Annotated in this window: 20 protein-coding genes; 14 read left to right on the top strand and 6 right to left on the bottom strand. The window is 63.1% G+C overall.

What is annotated here, in order from left to right; all coding sequences use genetic code 11:
- Positions 1–18: 18 nt before the first annotated feature.
- From DYZ14_RS09960 to DYZ14_RS09945, 4 genes are all read left to right on the top strand, one after another.
- Entirely contained in the window at positions 19–279 is a 261-nt protein-coding gene (locus DYZ14_RS09960) for a ribbon-helix-helix domain-containing protein (protein WP_154720536.1), read from the top strand.
- Between the two features lie 7 nt (positions 280–286).
- Positions 287–571, top strand: coding sequence for a type II toxin-antitoxin system RelE/ParE family toxin (locus tag DYZ14_RS09955; protein ID WP_154720535.1), 285 nt, complete (start codon positions 287–289; stop codon positions 569–571).
- A gap of 95 nt (positions 572–666) precedes the next feature.
- On the top strand, positions 667–2,274 hold the full coding sequence (locus DYZ14_RS09950; RefSeq protein WP_154720534.1) for a fumarate hydratase: 1,608 nt from the start codon (positions 667–669) through the stop codon (positions 2,272–2,274).
- A gap of 224 nt (positions 2,275–2,498) precedes the next feature.
- Positions 2,499–3,566 carry a GGDEF domain-containing protein gene (locus DYZ14_RS09945; protein WP_154720533.1) on the top strand — a complete coding sequence of 356 codons (1,068 nt, stop codon included), beginning with the start codon at positions 2,499–2,501 and terminating at the stop codon, positions 3,564–3,566.
- 15 nt (positions 3,567–3,581) lie between these two features.
- Here DYZ14_RS09945 and DYZ14_RS09940 read toward each other — a convergent pair whose 3' ends face one another.
- The 3 genes from DYZ14_RS09940 to DYZ14_RS09930 form a co-directional block, all read right to left on the bottom strand.
- On the bottom strand, positions 3,582–4,379 hold the full coding sequence (locus tag DYZ14_RS09940) for a M15 family metallopeptidase (RefSeq protein WP_154720532.1): 798 nt from the start codon (positions 4,377–4,379) through the stop codon (positions 3,582–3,584).
- Between the two features lie 111 nt (positions 4,380–4,490).
- Positions 4,491–5,099, bottom strand: a complete 609-nt coding sequence (locus DYZ14_RS09935; protein ID WP_154720531.1) for a pyridoxamine 5'-phosphate oxidase family protein — start codon at positions 5,097–5,099, stop codon at positions 4,491–4,493.
- A 71-nt stretch (positions 5,100–5,170) separates the two neighbouring features.
- Positions 5,171–6,109 (bottom strand): alpha/beta hydrolase, encoded by a 939-nt coding sequence (locus tag DYZ14_RS09930; protein ID WP_154720530.1) that lies wholly within the window; start codon positions 6,107–6,109, stop codon positions 5,171–5,173.
- Between the two features lie 46 nt (positions 6,110–6,155).
- On the opposite strand from DYZ14_RS09930, the gene DYZ14_RS09925 reads away from it, so the two are divergent.
- Positions 6,156–6,623, top strand: a complete 468-nt coding sequence (locus tag DYZ14_RS09925; RefSeq protein WP_154720529.1) for a MarR family winged helix-turn-helix transcriptional regulator — start codon at positions 6,156–6,158, stop codon at positions 6,621–6,623.
- Between the two features lie 29 nt (positions 6,624–6,652).
- On the opposite strand, the gene DYZ14_RS09920 is transcribed toward DYZ14_RS09925, so the two are convergent.
- A complete protein-coding gene (locus tag DYZ14_RS09920; protein WP_154720528.1) occupies positions 6,653–7,015 on the bottom strand; it encodes a gamma-butyrobetaine hydroxylase-like domain-containing protein in 363 nt (120 codons plus the stop codon).
- Positions 7,016–7,224: 209 nt separating this feature from the next.
- On the opposite strand from DYZ14_RS09920, the gene moaA reads away from it, so the two are divergent.
- The 5 genes from moaA (at position 7,225) to mobB (ending at position 11,675) form a co-directional block, all read left to right on the top strand.
- Positions 7,225–8,214, top strand: coding sequence for a GTP 3',8-cyclase MoaA (gene moaA, locus DYZ14_RS09915; RefSeq protein WP_154720768.1), 990 nt, complete (start codon positions 7,225–7,227; stop codon positions 8,212–8,214).
- Between the two features lie 141 nt (positions 8,215–8,355).
- Positions 8,356–9,267: a DMT family transporter gene (locus DYZ14_RS09910; RefSeq protein WP_154720527.1), complete on the top strand. Its 912-nt coding sequence runs from the start codon at positions 8,356–8,358 to the stop codon at positions 9,265–9,267.
- 43 nt (positions 9,268–9,310) lie between these two features.
- A complete protein-coding gene (locus tag DYZ14_RS09905; protein WP_154720526.1) occupies positions 9,311–10,531 on the top strand; it encodes a multidrug effflux MFS transporter in 1,221 nt (406 codons plus the stop codon).
- The gene (gene mobA / locus DYZ14_RS09900; RefSeq protein WP_154720525.1) at positions 10,528–11,154 is read left to right on the top strand and encodes a molybdenum cofactor guanylyltransferase MobA; all 627 of its coding nucleotides are present in this window, start codon (positions 10,528–10,530) and stop codon (positions 11,152–11,154) included. Before DYZ14_RS09905 ends, mobA begins: the two co-directional genes overlap by 4 nt.
- Positions 11,151–11,675, top strand: a complete 525-nt coding sequence (gene mobB, locus DYZ14_RS09895) for a molybdopterin-guanine dinucleotide biosynthesis protein B (RefSeq protein ID WP_154720524.1) — start codon at positions 11,151–11,153, stop codon at positions 11,673–11,675. The genes mobA and mobB overlap by 4 nt, the downstream gene beginning before the upstream one ends.
- Positions 11,676–11,757: 82 nt before the next feature.
- Here the strand turns inward: mobB and DYZ14_RS09890 are convergent, their stop codons facing one another.
- Positions 11,758–14,190, bottom strand: coding sequence for an OmpA family protein (locus DYZ14_RS09890; RefSeq protein ID WP_154720523.1), 2,433 nt, complete (start codon positions 14,188–14,190; stop codon positions 11,758–11,760).
- Between the two features lie 363 nt (positions 14,191–14,553).
- On the opposite strand from DYZ14_RS09890, the gene DYZ14_RS09885 reads away from it, so the two are divergent.
- The 4 genes from DYZ14_RS09885 (at position 14,554) to DYZ14_RS09870 (ending at position 17,560) form a co-directional block, all read left to right on the top strand.
- The gene (locus DYZ14_RS09885; protein ID WP_154720522.1) at positions 14,554–15,330 is read left to right on the top strand and encodes an ABC transporter substrate-binding protein; all 777 of its coding nucleotides are present in this window, start codon (positions 14,554–14,556) and stop codon (positions 15,328–15,330) included.
- A gap of 108 nt (positions 15,331–15,438) precedes the next feature.
- Complete coding sequence (locus tag DYZ14_RS09880; RefSeq protein ID WP_154720521.1) at positions 15,439–16,242, top strand: ABC transporter permease; 804 nt, start codon at positions 15,439–15,441, stop codon at positions 16,240–16,242.
- Positions 16,239–17,069 carry an ABC transporter permease gene (locus DYZ14_RS09875; RefSeq protein ID WP_154720520.1) on the top strand — a complete coding sequence of 277 codons (831 nt, stop codon included), beginning with the start codon at positions 16,239–16,241 and terminating at the stop codon, positions 17,067–17,069. The genes DYZ14_RS09880 and DYZ14_RS09875 overlap by 4 nt, the downstream gene beginning before the upstream one ends.
- Before the next feature lie 224 nt (positions 17,070–17,293).
- The gene (locus tag DYZ14_RS09870) at positions 17,294–17,560 is read left to right on the top strand and encodes an usg protein (protein ID WP_154720519.1); all 267 of its coding nucleotides are present in this window, start codon (positions 17,294–17,296) and stop codon (positions 17,558–17,560) included.
- Between the two features lie 6 nt (positions 17,561–17,566).
- Here the strand turns inward: DYZ14_RS09870 and DYZ14_RS09865 are convergent, their stop codons facing one another.
- A complete protein-coding gene (locus DYZ14_RS09865; protein ID WP_154720518.1) occupies positions 17,567–18,289 on the bottom strand; it encodes a DUF2270 domain-containing protein in 723 nt (240 codons plus the stop codon).
- Between the last annotated feature and the right edge of the window lie 84 nt (positions 18,290–18,373).

Raw genomic sequence — 18,373 nt, 5'->3', positions numbered from 1 at the left:
CTCGACTAGGTTAGGCCAATGAAGAGTTCACCCAAGAGATCTCTCACCGTTTCTCTCGATCCGGCCGACATCGACCGGATCGAAGCCGCCGTGGCGTCTGGCGACTTCACATCGGCAAGCGAGGTTGTCGAAGCCGCCCTTGCGCTCTGGGCCGGCACGAACACGAACAGGGATTTCGACCGCCGGCTGAAGGCGGCCTATGACGAAGGCAAGGCCAGCGGTCCGCCGCGCGAACTGCGCCTGCCGGACCTGCTGCGCGACGTGAAATCGGCCGGCTAAGTCCGTCATGTCCTATGTCTTCAGTCCCAAGGCAGAGCAGGACCTCAGGGACATCTGGCGCTGGGTCGCGGCGCAAAACGAACCGGCAGCCGACGCTCTTCTTTCCGCATTCTTCGAAAGGCTGGAGCTTGCCGCGCAATACCCTTTGATGGGCGTAAGGAGGCCGGATCTCGGCGACATTGCCCGCATTCTCGTCGTTGGCAATTACGTCATCATCTATGAGCCCCACGATGCGCATCTTCTCGTCATTGCGATCATCCACGGCGCCCGCGAGATGGAACACCCGCGATAGGCAACGCCTCCCCACTTTGGAATCATTGCAAAACGGCCGGTGTCGGACTAGACGGAAGCGGAAATTTCCGCTTCCTGTTCCGCTAAAGGTCCACCATGGCTGACGCTCTCTTTCCCCTCGGCGAAGACACCACTCCCTACCGCAAGATTTCCTCCGACTACGTTTCCGTCGACAGCTTCAAGGGACAGGACGTCCTTTCCGTCGATCCGGAGGGCCTGCGCCTGCTCGCCGAGACGGCCTTTGCCGACATCAATCATCTGCTGCGTCCCGGCCACCTCAAGCAGCTCGCCTCGATCCTGTCCGACCCCGAGGCCACCGACAATGACCGCTTCGTCGCCTATGACCTTTTGAAGAACGCCAATATCGCCGCCGGCGGCGTGCTGCCCATGTGCCAGGACACCGGCACCGCGATCATCATGGCCAAGAAGGGCCGCCGCGTCTGGACCGAGGGCGGCGACGAGGTGGCGCTGGCCAAAGGCGTGATGGACGCCTACGAGCGCAAGAACCTGCGCTATTCGCAGCTGGCGCCGCTGAAGATGTTCGAGGAAAAGAACACACGCACCAACCTTCCGGCGCAGATCGACATCTACGAGGAAGGCGAGGACGCCTACAAGTTCCTGTTCATGGCCAAGGGCGGCGGCTCGGCCAACAAAACCTATCTCTACCAGGGCACGCCCTCGCTCCTGACCCACGACCGCATGATCGAGTTCCTGAAGGACAAAATCCTCTCGCTCGGCACGGCGGCCTGTCCGCCCTACCATCTGGCGATCGTCATCGGCGGCCTCTCGGCCGAGATGAACCTGAAGACGGTCAAGCTCGCCTCGGCGCGCTATCTCGACAGCCTGCCGACCGAAGGTTCGGAATCGGGCCACGCCTTCCGCGACCTGGAAATGGAGCAGGAAATCCACAAGCTGACCCAGTCGCTCGGCGTCGGCGCCCAGTTCGGCGGCAAGTATTTCTGCCATGACGTACGCGTCATCCGCCTGCCGCGTCACGGCGCCTCGCTGCCGATCGGCCTGGGCGTCTCCTGTTCCGCCGACCGCCAGGCGCTGGGCAAGATCACCCGCGACGGCATCTACATCGAGCAGCTTGAAACCGATCCGTCCAAATACATGCCGGAGATCGACGAGACGGCACTGTCCTCCTCCGTCGTGAAGATCGACCTCAACCAGCCGATGAGCGCGGTTCTCGCCGAGTTGACCAAACACCCGGTCAAGACCCGCCTGTCGCTGACCGGCACCATCATCGTCGCCCGCGACCTCGCCCATTCCAAGATCCGCGAGCGGCTGGAAAAAGGCGAAGGCATGCCGGAATACCTGAAGAACCATCCGGTCTACTATGCCGGCCCGGCGAAGACCCCGGCCGGCTATGCCTCCGGCTCGTTCGGCCCGACCACGGCTGGCCGCATGGACAGTTACGTCGACCAGTTCCAGTCCTTCGGCGGCTCCATGGTCATGCTCGCCAAGGGCAACCGCTCGCGCGCCGTGCGCGAGGCCTGCAAGAAGCACGGCGGCTTCTACCTGGGTTCGATCGGCGGCCCGGCGGCACGCCTTGCCCAGGACTGCATCAGACATGTCGAGGTTCTCGAATATCCGGAACTCGGCATGGAGGCGGTGTGGAAGATCGAAGTCGTCGACTTCCCGGCCTTCATCGTCACCGACGACAAGGGCAATGACTTTTTCCAGGAATTCAACCTCGGCTGAGAGATCGGCAAGAGAATTACACCATGAGGGCGGCGCGCAAGCGGCGCCCTTTCTTCTCGCCGCACGGAATATTCTTTAATTTTCATGTACTTGGATGGCGAACACCGGCTCGGCATAGATTTTCGCCGATGAAATCACGGGTACTCGACATTAAATATTTCCAAACAAATTTGATCTAACAATCAGAAAGGATCATGGATCCGAAAGATCAATGGAGTTCGCCTATGAACACGGCAACGACGCCGAAGGCGCAGATTCCCGATATATCGGCGCAGATTACCTATGCGATGCGAAGCATGGGCGTTGCTCCTATTCCGCGCAACTACGAACTCTTCTATGAAGCCTATATCGGCTCCAATCCGACCCTGACCCGGGATCTGGCCGCGCTCGGCAGCAAGGCGACGCAGGACGAACTCGACGAGATCGGCCAGCAATATTTCGGCAATCACCAGAACCGGGTGGTCGAGAGCGCTCATTCGAAGATCATCAGCGAACTTGACGGTCTGCTGCGCCTGCTGAAACAGGAGCAGACATCGCTCGAAAGCTACAACAAGCTGCTTGGCGAGACCTACACCCGCATCAACTCGAAGAACAACACCAGCGCCGACATCCTGCGCAGCGCCATCACCCTTCTGTCGGAAGCCACCGGCGACACCATGGCCCATGGCTCCCAGACGGTCGAGCAGGTCAGCCAGAAGTCCCAGGAGATGGACCAGGTCCGCAAGGAGCTGGACGAATACAAGCGCATCGCCAACACGGATTCGCTGACCCGCATCGCCAATCGTCGCGCCTTCGACGAGCGACTGGCGTCGATCTACAATGCCACGTCGAGCGCGCCGCTGACCGGGCTGGTGCTGGCCGACATCGACAATTTCAAGAAGATCAACGACACCTATGGCCATCCGGTCGGCGACAAGATCCTTGCCACCGTCGCCACGGTGATCCGGGCCAATGTCCGCAAGGATTGTTTCGTCGCACGCACCGGCGGCGAGGAGTTCGCCATCATCGTCGAGGGTCACAGCGCCGAAGAAGTCAACCTTATGTGCGAGCGCGTCCGGACCGCCCTGGAGACGACCCCCTTCAAGAACTCCAGGACCGGCGTGAACTACGGCCCGATCACCCTGTCGCTCGGCTTCTGCATGGCGGGTGAAGCCGAAGATCCAGGCGAACTTTATGCCAAGTCCGACATCGCGCTCTATTGCGCCAAGAATGCCGGCCGCAATCGCACGAAGATCTTCGAGGACGGCATGAAGAAGGACTTCACCAAGAGCTGGCTGATCTACAAGCGCTGAGTTTTGCCTGATCGCTCACGGACAGGCGGAAGCGCCGCTTTCCCTGGCGATCGCGATCAGTTCCGGCCGGTATTCGAAGTGCATCGTGTCGTAGTGATACCAGCGCCCGCCCCAGATATAACCGTGCCGTTCGAACACGCCGATGATCGCGAGCGGAAACTTGTTGGCATAATGAGGCACCTTGCCCGGCTTGCCGCCGGACCAGATCCAGTAATCGGCGAACTTGGTGTTGATGTCGATCGCCGCACCGAAACTGTGGACCGACATATTCGGCGCGTTCGCCACCTTGCGCCAGTTGAACGTGCCGGCCGAAGGCGACAGGTATTTCTTCAATTCGGGTCTTGACTTAAGTTCGTCGCGGACCTTTTCTAGCGCCGCCGCCGCACCCTGCCTTTTCGTCACCCTGACGCTTTCGCCGAACCAGGCCACCTTGACCAGCGAGCGCTCCACCTCGCGTGCCGATGCCCCATAGAGCCGCATCATCAGCGAATCGCTGCGGATACGACCGGGATCGTCATTGACCGCCGGCTTCGTTTCGCATGGCCCGACCGGATAGACCTGCGAGAGGCTGTCCTCGACATCGCCCTGTGCGAGCTTGGCGAAATGGTCCTTCGCCTTGCCGTCATCGATCAAAAGCGGTTCGCCGCCGTCCAGGAAGGTCAACCGGCCGTCCTCGACACCGGCAAGCGTTTCCGGATAGGCCGCGACGAGAAGCCGGAGCTTTTCGTCAAGTCCCAGTTCGCCGGCCCGTGCGGCACAGGATGCCAGCGCAAACCCCAGGCACAGCAGTGCAAATGATCCGACGCGCTTCATCCGCTCCTCCCTTGCGGGCTGCCATAGTCCCGCAGCCAAAGCGTCGCATGGGCTGCCGGCTCTGACAATGCGTCACGCCGCCGCCGAGAAAGGGAGCCCAGCGACGGCTGCTCACCACATGGTCTTGGCAGCGCGCTCCGGCCATTGCCGATCATAGGTATCCTTGTCGAAATCGGCCTGCGCCGCCTTCAGCAGATCGCCGGGCGTCGGCAGGCTCTTCGGGTCGACAAAGCTTTCGGGGTTCCACAGATCGGCCCGCATGATCGCCCGGGCGCACTGGAAATACACTTCGCCGATGGTGACCAGCACCACGCTGCGCGGATGTTTGCCGTCCATCTCGAAGCTGTCGAGCAGGTCGGCATCGACCGAGACGACAGCCTGGCCGTTGACCCGTATCGCCGTGTTCGAGCCGGGAACGAGGAACATAAGCGCGACGCGCGGATCGCGCACGATATTGAGCAGCGAATCGATCCGGTTGTTGCCGCGCCAGTCGGGGATGGCGAGCGTCGTTTCGTCTTCCACTCGCACGACGGCGCCACGATCACCGCGCGGCGAGCAGTCCAGACCTTCCGGACCGACGGTCGCCAGCGCCATGAAAGGCGAACGCTCGATCATCAGGCGATAATCCGTGGTCAGCGCCGGCGTGACCTTGACGAGCGAGGCTTCCGACACACCGCTATAAATCTCCCTCAGCGCGTCGGGGGTACGGATGATCGTCATGGCCTCTCCTTCCAGGTCTGTCTCTTCGGGACGCGGCGCGCGCCGTCGGCCCCGTTTACGAGGAGACCGTATCAGACGGATGACGCCGTGCGCAGCCTCACCGTTTCGCCGATTTCGCCAGCCGAGCCGTCACCAAGAAGAAAGTTCGAGACGGTTGCCACCACCTCCGGCGCGCGGACGATGCGCCGATGCCCCTGCCCGTTCGCCCAGTGATGGCGAATGTGATGGGAAACGCCGAGATAGCGCTTCGCCTGGTCGGCGCCGACCTCCTTGTCGTCCTCGGCATGGACCACCAGCAGCGGCCGGCCGAGCCTGCGCGCGATCGCCACCCCGTCCAGCGCCTCGACCGGGCAGCCGACCCGCCGCTCGGTTCGCGCGACCAGGGCCCGAGCGGTCTTCGGGGTGAGGCCGGCCATCGTGACGAAACCGTCGAAGACATCCTCGATCCGCGACGGCGAGCCGATCACGGCAAGGCGATGAGCCGCAAAGGCCGGCACGCCGGGGAAACTGCCGCCAGCAGCGGCCATCAGCGCCGCGCCGCCGAACGAGTGGCCAACCGCCGCATCGAAGGGCCCGAACCTTTCCTGCACCGCGGCGATGGCTTCGGCCGCCATGCGCATGTCGAGTGTCCGGCCGGACGAACGTCCGTGGCCCGGCAGGTCGAGAACGAAGACTTCTGCGCCTGCCTCCCTCAGCCCCATGGCAAGGTCGGCCAGATATTCGGCGCGCGAGCCCCAGCCATGGACGACGAGGAGGCGCGGTGCCGAGCAACGCGGCGCGCCGATCCTGCGGAGGCCGACCTTCGCGCCGCGGAGCTCAAGCATCAGCCTTTCGGCCGTGGCGAGCTTGCGCGCGCCGTCCGCGAAGGACTGGCGGGCCTTGGCAGCCTTCGGCCGCTTGGGCGGCGTGTGGCAGAACAGAGCCACAGCAAGGCGGCTTGCCAGGTCCGGTGAAATACGCCCCAGCGTCGAAAAACCGAATCGGGTGACCTTGGCCGCAAAGGATGGCATAGTCGGAATCCTCAAAATGTTCAACTATGAACAATAAAGTACAACGATGAACAAAAATCAAGCCCTGCCCTGGGACCATCCGCGATTCAAGAGCTGGGTCAGCGTCGGTCGTGCCTGCCAGCTCATGCAACAGGCGCTGACGCGGGCGCTTGCGCCGCTCGACATCAAGCCGCCGCATCTCGACATTCTCGTCAATCTCTATCGTTTCGAGGCAATCTCGCAGCAGGAACTGGCCCGCAAGCTGCTCGTCGGACGCTCCAACATGAGCATGCTCCTGCCGCAGATGGAAAAACGCGGCCTGATCGAACGGCGCGCCGATACCAGGGACAAGCGGATCCTGCGCCTCTTCCTCACCGACAAGGGCCGCGAACTGACCGGGAAGGCCATGGCCATCCAGACCGACCTGATAGAACGAATCCTCTCGGCAACACCGATCGAGGATTGTCTGCTGATGGCCGGGACGATGGAAAAGCTGATTGCCCGCCTGATGAGCGAGGAAACCGCCGGCGAATGATCGCCGCGGGTCATCACGCGGCCCCGATGTCAGCGACGATCGCGGCTGAGGCCCTTCTCGGCCAGTTCGCGTTCGTATTCGGCGAACTTGGCCTCCCCGGTCTCGCCCAGTTCGCGCAGATAGCTCCAGGTGAAAATTCCGCTGTCATGCCCGTCATCGAAAGCGATGCGAACGGCGTAATTGCCGGTCGGGGCCACGGCCCGGATCGCCACGTCGCGCTTGCCCGGCACGGTGACCTTCTGACCGGGTCCGTGCCCCTGCACCTCGGCCGAGGGCGACAGCACCCTGAGCAGTTCCGCCGGAAGCGTGGCCACGATCCCGTCGTTGAACGTCACCGACAGCATCCGCCGGTCCTTCGACACCTTCAACTCGCTTGGCCAGAAATCGCTCATCTTCGCATCCGTCAATTGTCGCCCGAAGTCGAGCACTATGCCTGCCTCTTGTGCAGCGCAAGACATTTTGCCGGGACGATGTGCACCCATTTGCTTGACGCGGCGCGCCGTGGTGACCATCTTGCTCATATAAACGGGGAGGTCATGCTTTGAATTCCAGTGCCGGTCCATGGCGGGACGCAACCGCGCTTGCGCCGAACGACGCACCGATGATCGACCCCTTCGGGCGGGCCGTCACCTATCTGCGCGTCTCGGTCACCGATCGCTGCGATTTCCGCTGCACCTATTGCATGGCGGAGAACATGAATTTCCTGCCGAAGAAGGACCTGCTGACGCTCGAGGAACTCGACCGGCTCTGTTCCGCCTTCATCGCCAAGGGCGTGAGGAAGCTGCGCCTGACCGGCGGCGAGCCGCTGGTGCGCAAGAATATCATGTTCCTAGTCCGCAGCCTGTCCCGGCACCTGGAAAGCGGCGTGCTCGAGGAACTGACCCTGACCACCAACGGTTCGCAACTCTCACGCTTTGCCGCCGAACTCGCCGATTGCGGGGTTCGCCGAATCAACGTCTCGCTCGATACGCTCGATCCGGAAAAATTCCGGACGATTACCCGCTGGGGCGAGTTCGACAGGGTGATGGAAGGTGTCCGTGCCGCCCAGGCCGCCGGCATCCGGGTCAAGCTCAACGCCGTCGCCCTCAAGGGTTTCAACGAGGACGAGATCCCGGAACTGATGCGCTATGCCCATGCCAACGACATGGACCTGACGCTGATCGAGACCATGCCGATGGGCGAGACCGGCGAAGACCGTACCGACCAATACCTGCCGTTGTCTTTGGTCCGGCAAAGGCTGGAGGAAAGCTTCACGCTCACCGACCTGCCGCTCTCCACCGGCGGGCCCGCCCGCTATGTGCGGGTCGAGGAGACCGGCGGCAAGCTCGGCCTGATCACGCCCATGACGCATAATTTCTGCGAGAGCTGCAACCGCGTACGCCTGACCTGCACCGGCACGCTTTACATGTGCCTCGGCCAGGACGACGCCGCCGACCTGCGCACCGCGCTGCGCGCCTCGTCCGACGACGCTTTCCTGTCGGCCGCGATCGACGAAGCGATCGGCCGCAAGCCGAAGGGTCACGACTTCATCATCGACCGCAACCACCTCCGCCCGGCGGTCGCCCGCCACATGAGCGTCACCGGAGGCTGAATCGTCGCCGGGCCGCGCATGGGCAGGTTCAAACACGTCGCATGCTGCTTTTTCCACTCCCCCTCACCCGCCGTCATCGGCAAAACGCTCGGCTGTCGCCTCCCATGGGTCGAACCTTGCAGATTCCAGGAATTCCCCCGCATGGCATTGTCCAATAATTCCAAGGGAGCGCTGCTGATGGCGCTCGCAATGGCCGGCTTCACGTTGAATGATGCCTTGAGCAAGGCTGTCACCCCGCTGATGAATGTCGGCCAGTTGATGTTCGTGCGCGGCGCGCTGACCACCATTCTGGTATATGCAGTGGCCCGCCAGATGGGCGCGCTCGGTCATATCCGTCTGCTCATACAGCCCATGGTCCTGTTGCGCATGCTGTTCGAGACGCTTGCCGCCATCACCTTCCTCAATGCGCTGGGCGCCATGCCGCTCGCCAATGTCTCGTCCATCCTTCAGGCCTTGCCTCTGGCGGTCACGCTCGGGGCTGCCCTTTTTCTCGGGGAAGCCGTCGGCTGGCGGCGCTGGACGGCGATCGCGGTCGGCTTCGTCGGCGTATTGATCATCATCCGGCCCGGCCCGGAGGGCTTCAACATGGCAGCCCTCTACGTGGTGTTGAGCGTGGTCTTCGCGGCAGCCCGCGACCTGGTGACGAAAAGGATCGACCCCGGCATATCCTCCCTGGCCATCACGCTTTCGACCGCCGCCGGGATCACAGTCGTCGGCGCGGCGCTGATCATTCCCTTCGGCGGCTGGCAACCGATGAGCGGCTCGACCTTCGGCATCATGGCTCTCGCCTCGTGCCTGATTTTCGTCGGCTACCTGGCGATCGTCATGGCCATGCGCACGGGCGAGATTTCCTTCATCGCTCCCTTCCGCTATACCAGCCTGCTCTGGGCCGTGGCGCTCGGCATGATCTTCTTCAACGAAGTCCCCGACATCTGGATGGTCACCGGCACCGTCATCGTCATCGGCTCCGGCCTCTATGCCTTCTACCGCGAGAACAGACGTCGCGCGGAAGCGGCCCGGCTGGAGGCGGCGTCCGGAGGGCCTGCGCCGTGAGCCCTATGATCGGACACCGACCGCCGCGACGGGGGACGAAGTCTTGACGGACACACGCTTCCTCGACCGTCGGTCGCCGCCGCACATCGTAACCCTGGTGGCGATAGCCGGCCTCTCGGCGCTGACGATGAACATCTTCCTGCCGTCGCTCCCGAGCATGGCCAAGGATCTCGGCGTATCCTACGGCACGATCCAGATCCTGATCTCCGGCTATATCGCGGTCACCGCGCTGATCCAGATCGTCATCGGGCCGCTGTCGGATCGCTTCGGACGGCGGCCGACGGTGATCGGCAGTCTGGTCATCCTTCTCCTCGCCACGCTCGTCTGCATGGTCGCCACCGACATCTACACGCTCCTCGCGGCCCGCATGCTGCAGACCGCCGTCGTCACCGGCATCGTCTTGTCACGCGCCATCGTGCGCGACATGGTGCCGATGGAAGAAGCCGCCTCGATGATCGGCTATGTCACCATGGGCATGACGATCGTGCCGATGATCGGCCCGACCATCGGCGGCGTTTTGGGCGACGCCTTCGGCTGGCGCGCCAACTTCGTCGCGCTCTTCATTCTCGCTGCCCTCGTACTGGCGCTGGTCGCCGCCGACCTTGGCGAAACCAACCACAATCGCAGCGCCAGCTTTTCCGCGCAGTTCAAGGCCTGGCCGGGCCTGCTCGCTTCGCCGCAGTTCTGGGGTTATACGGCCGTCGTCACCTTCACCTCCGGCGCCTTCTTCGCCTTTCTCGGCGGCGCCCCCTTCGTCGGCGCGACGCTGATGGAGATGAGCCCAAGCACGCTCGGCCTGCAATTCATCTTCATCGCCGCCGGCTACATGGTCGGAAACTACCTGTCCGGCCGCTATGCAAGGCGCTTCGGCACCTTCGCCATGATGCTGGCCGGCACCATCATGCTGATTGCCGGCACATTGCTGCCGATCCTCTTCCTGCTGGCGGGGGCCTCCTCCGCCCTCGCCTTCTTCGGCCCGCAGGTCATCGTCGGCTTCGGCAACGGCCTGACCCTGCCGAGCGCCAATGCCGGCGTGGTCAGCGTCAAACCGCATCTCGCCGGCTCCGCCTCGGGCCTCAGCGGTGCGATTGCCATGGGCGGCGGCGCGGCGACTTCGGTCTATGCCTCGGCCATCCTCAGCGTCGAAACCGGCGCCCTGCCGCTGTTGCTGGTCATGCTCGCCTGCGGCGTGCTTGCCATCGCCGCCCTCCTCTTCCTCCATTATGCTGACAAGAGCGACAGCTGGAGGGATGACGAAAGATGAGCGACCGCCAGAAGCCCCAGGCATTGATCCTTGCCGGCGGAGCCTCCCGCCGGATGGGCCGCGACAAGGCGACCGCACCCTTTGCCGGCCGGCCGATGATCGCCTGGATCGTTGAACGCCTCGCCCCCCAGGTGATCTCGCTGGCGATCAATGCGCCGGAGGGTTTTCCCCTCGACCTCGGCCTGCCACTCGTGCCGGACACGATTGCCGATCGTCAAGGTCCGCTTGCCGGTGTCCTGGCCGGCCTGCGCCACGCGGCAGCGACGAGTTCGGCCAGCCACATGCTGACCGTTCCGGCCGACACGCCCTTCCTGCCGCCGAACCTCGCCGCTACGCTCTGCGCCGCCGCCGACGACCCGGCGCGCATCTTACTGGCCGCCTCTGCCGGCCGGGTCCATCCGGTCGTCGCTCTCTGGCCGCTGTCGCTCGCCGATGACCTAGAGATCTGGCTCGCCGATCCGGGCAACCGCCGTCTCCAAGCCTACATCGCCCGCCATCCCTCGCTCGCCGTCGACTTCCCGCTGATCGAAACGTCGGCGGGGCCGCTCGATCCCTTCTTCAACGTCAATACGCCGGCCGATCTCCTTTCGGCGGAACGCTATCTCGAGGCATTGTCGAAATGACCACCAGCCCCCGCATCTTCGGCATTTCCGGCTGGAAGAATTCCGGCAAGACCGGCCTTGCCGTTCGCCTCGTGGCCGAATTCACCCGGCGCGGCTATCGCATTTCGACGATCAAGCACGCCCATCATGATTTCGACATCGACAAGGTCGGCGCCGACAGCTACCGCCACCGCGAGGCCGGCGCGCACGAGGTGGCGCTTGTCTCGGGCACGCGCTACGCCATCATGCACGAATTGCGGGGAGCCGCCGAACCGAGTTTCGAGGACATTCTGGGCCGGCTCGGACCCTGCGATCTGGTGCTGATCGAAGGCTACAAGCGCGAGCCCGTTCCGAAGATCGAGGCCCGGCGGCTGGAGGCCAGGAGCCGCGAACCGCTGGCACCGAGCGATCCGCACATCGTCGCGATCGCCGCCGATCATGCGGTCGAAGATTCGCCCTTGCCGGTCTTCGACCTCGACGACACCATGGCGATCGCCGACTTCATCGCGGACATCGTCAAGCTACCGTCCCGGACCGGCTGAAGAAAACGGAAAACGCAAAGAGGCCGCCGGATCATCTCCGGCGGCCTCTTCATTTCCATTGGCCGTCTCGGCCTTGTCGCCGTCAGTTCGAGGCCGTCGCGGGGCGAACGAGCGAGGTGACGCGGCGGATTGCGACGCGGCGGTTCTGCTGTTCGTCTCCGGCGGTGCGAATCTTGAGGTAGCGCTCGCCATAGCCCTGGACGGTGAGGTTTTCCGGCGGGATGCCGTAAACTTCGGTCAGCAGGTTGGCGACCGTCTCAGCGCGCTGGTCCGACAGGACCAGGTTCGACCGGTCGGAACCCACGGCATCCGTATGACCCTCGATCAGGAAGGTCTCGCCCGGATCCTTTTCAAGCACCTGTTCCATGGCCGCCGCGACCTTGCGCAAGGTCTTGGCCTGGGCCAGCGGCACTTCGGCCGATCCCGACGGGAAGGTAATCGTGTCGAGGTCGATCCGGCGAACCTTGTCACGCAGACGGGCCGACGACTTCACCTCTTCGATCGAATAGACCCGCTCGACACGCTCGACCGGCGGCTGGGCGAGGAAGTCGTAATAATCGCGATCGGGTGCATTAGACGTCGTGACGATATAGTCCTGAACCGGAATGGTCAGGCGCATCGGCGGCAGGCTGTAGCCCACATCGACATAGACATGTGGCTCTTCGCGGTCGGCTTCCGGAGCATAGAACAACACATATTCCTCGCCACCCGCGGTGAAGCGCGAACGCAGGATGATGTCGCCGTATCGGTTGTAGATCGTCACCAGCCGCGAACCGTCATTGCGCTCGATGGTCTCACGCATTCGGCCACGCGACAGTTCTTCGTAGAAGGTCTGTTCCTCGTCATAGCGCAGGCGCGAACGGTCGTTGTTGCGCACCACTTCCAGGTTGCCGACGTTGATGATCGTCCGGTTATCGACTTCCTCGACCACCCGCACCTCGTTCACCTGGTTGACGATATTCGTTTCGTTGATGTTCGTCTCATTGGTGACGTTGTTGGTCACGTTCGTCACATTCGTCACGTTCGTGACATTGGTCACCGAAGTCGGCACCTCAAAGGCAGGGGCGGTTTCCCTGGCCTCGCCTTTTTCCTCGATGAGCGCTTCCATCACCTGCGGCTCGAACTTCGGCGCCTCACCCTGCGCCTCGGCATCGCTTGCCGGGGCGGCAACGACCGGCGTTTCCTCGCGCTGTACGGTGCGCGCATCGCGTATTTTTGCACCGCCGCTATTGTCGGCATCCTTGTCGCTGTCGAGAACGGCCGCGCCATTGTCGACCGGCAGAACCACCGTCTCGGCAGTCTTGGACGGATCCTCGGCGATCTGCTGCTTGTCTTCGGCGCTGCGCTCGTCGACGATCTCGGTAACCGGCGCATCCTCCGGTGGCTCGACGGCCGGAACGAGGACCTGTTCGCCGACAGGCTGCTGGTCGGGCGCCGGTTCGGCGGTCGACTGGTCCTGCGGCGCTGCGGGTGTCTCACCCTGCGTCTCTTCCTGAGCGGGCTTCATTTCGTCGTTGGACAGCGGGCTTTCAGCGGGCTGCTCGGCCGGAGCCGTCTCCGCTTGAGGGGCTTCTTCGGCAGGCGCCTGATCGGCGGGGGCGGCCTCGTTGGAAGGAGCGGCAGGCGCGGTGGCAGGTTCCTCGGCCGCGGCCGGCTCATCGGCTGGGGCTTGCTTCGCCGGAGCTTCTTCCGCCGGGGCTTCCTCCGCCGAAGCCGGCTGTTCTGCCGGGGCCTGTTCGCCCGGAGGGCACGCATCGGCGGATGCCGCTTGCGATCCGTCCGCACACGTCACGGCTTCCGCTGCCGGCTGCTCGGCGGCCTTCTGCGCTTCCTCGGCAGCCTGCTGTTCGGCGGCCCGCTGGGCTTCTTCTGCGGCCTGCTGCTCGGCGGCCTTCTGGGCTTCGTCGGCAGCCTGCTGCTCGGCGGCCTTCTGCGCTTCCTCGGCAGCCTGCTGCTCGGCGGCCTTCTGCGCTTCCTCGGCAGCCTGCTGTTCGGCAGCCTTCTGCGCTTCCTCGGCAGCCTGCTGTTCGGCAGCCTGCTGCGCCTCTTCGGCAGCCTGCTGTTCGGCGGCCTTCTGCGCTTCCTCGGCAGCCTGCTGTTCGGCAGCCTTCTGCGCTTCCTCGGCAGCCTGTTGTTCGGCAGCCTGCTGCGCCTCTTCGGCAGCATGCTGTTCGGCGGCCTTCTGTGCTTCTTCTGCGGCCTGCTGCTCGGCGGCCTGCTGCGCTTCCTGCGCGGCCTGTTGTTCGGCGGCCTTCTGCGCCTCTTCGGCCTGCTGCTGCTCGGCTGCACGCTGAGCGTCGATCGCATCGCAGCTCGCCTGGTCCGCGGCCTGGCTTCCATCGCTACAGGTCACGGCAGCCTGGGCAAGCTCGATGGTCCCGAGCATACGGCTCGACACGGGCGAAACGGCTTGCTGCGAGCGCAGCACGGTTGCCGCTGCGACCGGGTCAACCATCACAGCCGCCGACAGAACGGGTGCTGCGACGGTGGCGAACAGTTTCGATCTCAAATTCATAAGCGTTTCCTTGGGCGGAGCGTGTTACCACGCGGGAAGTGTTGGAAGGAGCACCGACGAGGCGACTTTTATAAGGCCGCCCGATTCTCCCGGTCCGATCGGGCAGAACCTAGGTGTCCGCCAATTAACCTCGGCTGAACGAAAAAGTTTCGTCGCCGTCGGCGCTTTTCTGGAAATTTGGCCGGCAATCACCGCGCGCCACTGTTGCTCAACCGTACAATTTTTATCCGCGGCGCGTCTTTGCAGTTGATTTTCCCTGAAAAAGAGTAGGAATATCGCTCCCAGTCCGGCACGCATTGCCGCGCTACCCTGTTCAGCGCAGGACCGATAACAACCGCGCGAACGACCAACAGAGAGGATCTCATGCGTATTTCGACACGTTTCTTCGCCGCAGCTTCGATTGCCGCCCTGTCGCTTTTTGCCGGCGCCGCAATGGCCGAAGGCGAAAAGCTGATCATCGGCACCGAGGGCGCTTACCCGCCCTTCAACAACCTCGAATCGGACGGCACGCTCGTCGGCTTCGACATCGACATCGCCAAGGCCCTTTGCGATGAAATGAAGGTCACCTGTGAATTCGTCACCCAGGATTGGGACGGCATCATCCCGGCGCTGCAGGCGAAGAAGTTCGACGCCATCATCGCCTCGATGTCGATCACCCCGGAACGCAAGGAAAAGGTCGACTTCAGCGATAAGTACTACAACACCGGGCCGGCGATCGCCGTGCCGAAGGATTCGCCGATCACCGACGTGGCCGGCCTGAAGGGTAAGGTTCTCGGCGCCCAGTCGTCGACCACCCACGCCAACTTCGCTGAAAAGGCCTTCGCCGATTCCGAACTCAAGCTCTATCCGACCACCGACGAATACAAGCTCGATCTCGAAGGCGGCCGCATCGACGCCGCCATCGACGACGTCGTTGTCCTGTCGGAATGGGTAAAGTCGGACGCCGGCGCCTGCTGCAAGATCCTGACGGCTCTCACCCCCGACATCGAAATCCACGGCCCGGGCGCCGGCATTGCCGTCCGCAAGGGCGAGACCGCGCTTGCCGACAAGTTCAGCGCTGCCATCAAGGCGATCCGCGCCAACGGCAAGTACAAGGAAATCAACGACAAGCACTTCGATTTCGACGTCTACGGCGAGTAAGCGTTGAAAATCTGAGCCTCGGATGGCGGAAGGCTTGAACTTCCGCCATTTCTGTTTGACAACAAACGACAATAATTTGCGGCTCGAACCGCAGAGGGGAAGTTCAGCATGAGCGGATTGTTTTCCGCGCTCGGGTCGTTCTGGGCCTGGTTTCAATATGCCTTCGATCCGCTGTGCGGACCGGCCGGCCTCTTCACCCTGTTCGGCAGTTCTTCGATCGTCGCTTGCGGCGCGTCCGGTTGGGGCGACGAGATCGCCTTCGGCGTCAAGGTGACCATCACCCTGTCCCTCGCGACGCTCCCGATCGGCCTTCTGCTCGGCTTTGCCGTGGCGCTGGCCATGCAGTCGGAGGAAAAGACCCTGCGTCTCGCCGGCGGCATCTACACGACGATCTTTCGCGGTCTGCCGGAACTGCTCACCCTGTTCATCGTCTATTACGGCGTGCAGATGGGCATCCAGTCGATCCTTGCCTGGTTCGGCAAGGAACAAAGGATCGAGATCAATGCCTTCGTCGCCGGCATGATCGCGCTGTCGGTCGTGTTCTCCTCCTATTGCTCTGAAGTGCTGCTCTCGGCCTTCCGCGCCATTCCCAAGGGCCAGTACGAAGCCGGTGACGCGCTTGGCTTCCATCGCGCCAGAACCATGCGGCTGATCATCCTGCCGCAACTGATCCGCATCGCCCTGCCCGGCCTTGGAAACCTGTGGATGAACCTGTTGAAGGACACCGCGCTGGTCTCGGTCATCGGCCTTTCCGACATCCTGCGCCAGACCGGCATTGCGGCCAAGGTCAGCAAGGAACCGTTCTTCTTCTATCTGCTGGCCTGCGCCCTGTTCCTCGCGCTTGCCATGCTGTCGTCCATCGGCATCAGTGCCATCGACCGCTGGAGCAACCGCGCCGGAGGCCGCCGATGAGCTACGCCACGCAACTCATTCCGGCGCGTCCAGCCCCGCCCGCCTACAAGCCGCCCATCAGCGGCTCGCGCATCATCGGCCTTTTCGGTCTAGCGCTCTGGGCCCTGCTCGGCCTGGCGCTGGCCTATATGATGGTCAGCAACTGGGACACCGACAAGTTCGTCAAATATGGCCCGCGCTATCTCTCCGGTCTTTGGGTCACGATGACGCTGGTGGTGGTCGGGATCGCCGTTGGCGCCCTCCTGTCCGTTCCGATCGCCTTTGCCCGCATGTCGAAGAACCGCGTGCTGAACGTGATCTCCTATGCCTATGTCTACGTCTTCCGCGGCACACCGCTGCTCGCCCAGATCTACATGATCTATTACGGCCTCGGCTCGTTCCGCCCGCAAATCGAGGCTGTCGGTCTGTGGTGGTTCTTCCGCGAGGCCTGGTACTGCGCACTTCTGTCGATGACGCTCAACACCGCCGCCTATCAGGCCGAGATCCTGCGCGGTGCGATCCTGAGCGTGCCGCGCGGCCAGACCGAGGGCGCCAACTCGCTTGGCCTCAGCCCCTTCGTCACCTTCCGCAAAATCATCCTGCCGCAGGCTTTGATCGTGGCGCTTCGGCCCTATGGCAACGAGATCATCCTGATGATCAAGGCATCGGCCGTCGTCGCGGTCGTCACCGTCCTCGATCTGATGGGCCAGACCCGCTACACCTTCTCGCGCACCTTCGACTACCAGGCCTATCTGTGGGCCGCGATCTTCTACCTGTCGATCGTCGAGGCCATGCGCCATATCTGGGCGGCGATGGAAGCCCGGCTGACGCGCCACCTCAAGCGCTGACTCCGGCAAGTCTGCCGCCAGTGTTGGCAGCACTCGATGGATGCCGCTGCCAAGGCATTGGTTCCGAATGGAAATTCGGAACCACCCCAACCCTGTTAAGCTTCAGTTAACCTTGCGATGCTTCCATATCAGCAGGCCGCTCATATGGCGCGGCCGATCGGTCCGCCGAAGCGGAACACCGCCGGCTCCGGTCCTCTGGATAAGGGAACGAAGACGAGGTTGTCATGAACCAAGACATGGAAATGATGCTGAAGGGCTATGGCCTGACGACGGCGCAAATCCTCTACCGGCTGCCTGACCATCCGACACTGCTGCAGACCTATGTCTGGCAGCACTATGATCTGGCCCCCGATTTCCCCGAGATGAAGGGTTTCCTCAAATTCTGGCAGGAAAAACTGGACGGCCCGCTCCATTCGGTGCGCTACGTGCACAAGCAGATGATCGCGGCGCATGAGTGGCGCGCCCTGAAGGGTGAATTCATCCTCCACTGAGACCGGTCAGACATGCACCTCGCCATGGGCGAACTCGCCGTCATCAGGCTCGCGATACAGGGCTGAAAGTATCACCGCGCCATGAAGCAGGCCGACGGCGGCCAAGACCACCGAGCCCGGCAAGGGCCCCAGCGTGGCGTTGCTGACCAGTTCGCCGAAGGAATGGATGAATTCGACCGAGCGTTCCTCCGGCAGCAGTTTGGGGCTTGAAATCTTCAATCCCCAGGCCAGCAGGAGGATTAGATACATCCAGACATAGTTCCGGCGAATGCGCCGGAACAAGGCCTCACGGAAGCTCATCAGAAAGGAGGGGTTTCTAAGGCTCGTGGCGATCGCGGCGGCCCAGTCCGGGTTGAGTTCGGCCTGGGGATTGAGCGCCTGCGAGAAATAGTAGCGCTCGAGTTGGCGCACCCGCGCCCGGTAGACATCGAAGAAACGATAACGGCGCGCCTCGATCATCAGGAACAGCGAAATCATCAGCATGGCGAAAAGCACCACGCTGTGATGCGAGTTCGGGGTCGAAAGCGAGACCGAAAGCAAGCCGGCGACCACCGTCATCGCCCAGTTCGAGGTGCGGTCGATCCGGTCGCGCCAACTCGTCATCCGGCCGATCTCGCCGCGATAGTAGTGGATGATCATATTGGCCTTTTCGGCCGAAGTCGCCGGCAGTGCGGGAGCCGTCCCGTGCGAAGTCCCGGTGACCGGGACAGTGTCGTGTTGATCTGCCATGTCGCAGTCCGATCGCCCTTGCTTCCCGTCGTGGTTACAGCGGCTAACGAGACAGGGCAAGACCCTGTTCCCCGGCCACGCATT

The organism is Ciceribacter sp. T2.26MG-112.2, assembly GCF_900492205.1.
In the GTDB taxonomy this organism is placed as follows: domain Bacteria; phylum Pseudomonadota; class Alphaproteobacteria; order Rhizobiales; family Rhizobiaceae; genus Allorhizobium; species Allorhizobium naphthalenivorans_A.
This window is presented reverse-complemented; position numbering and strand designations above follow the sequence as displayed.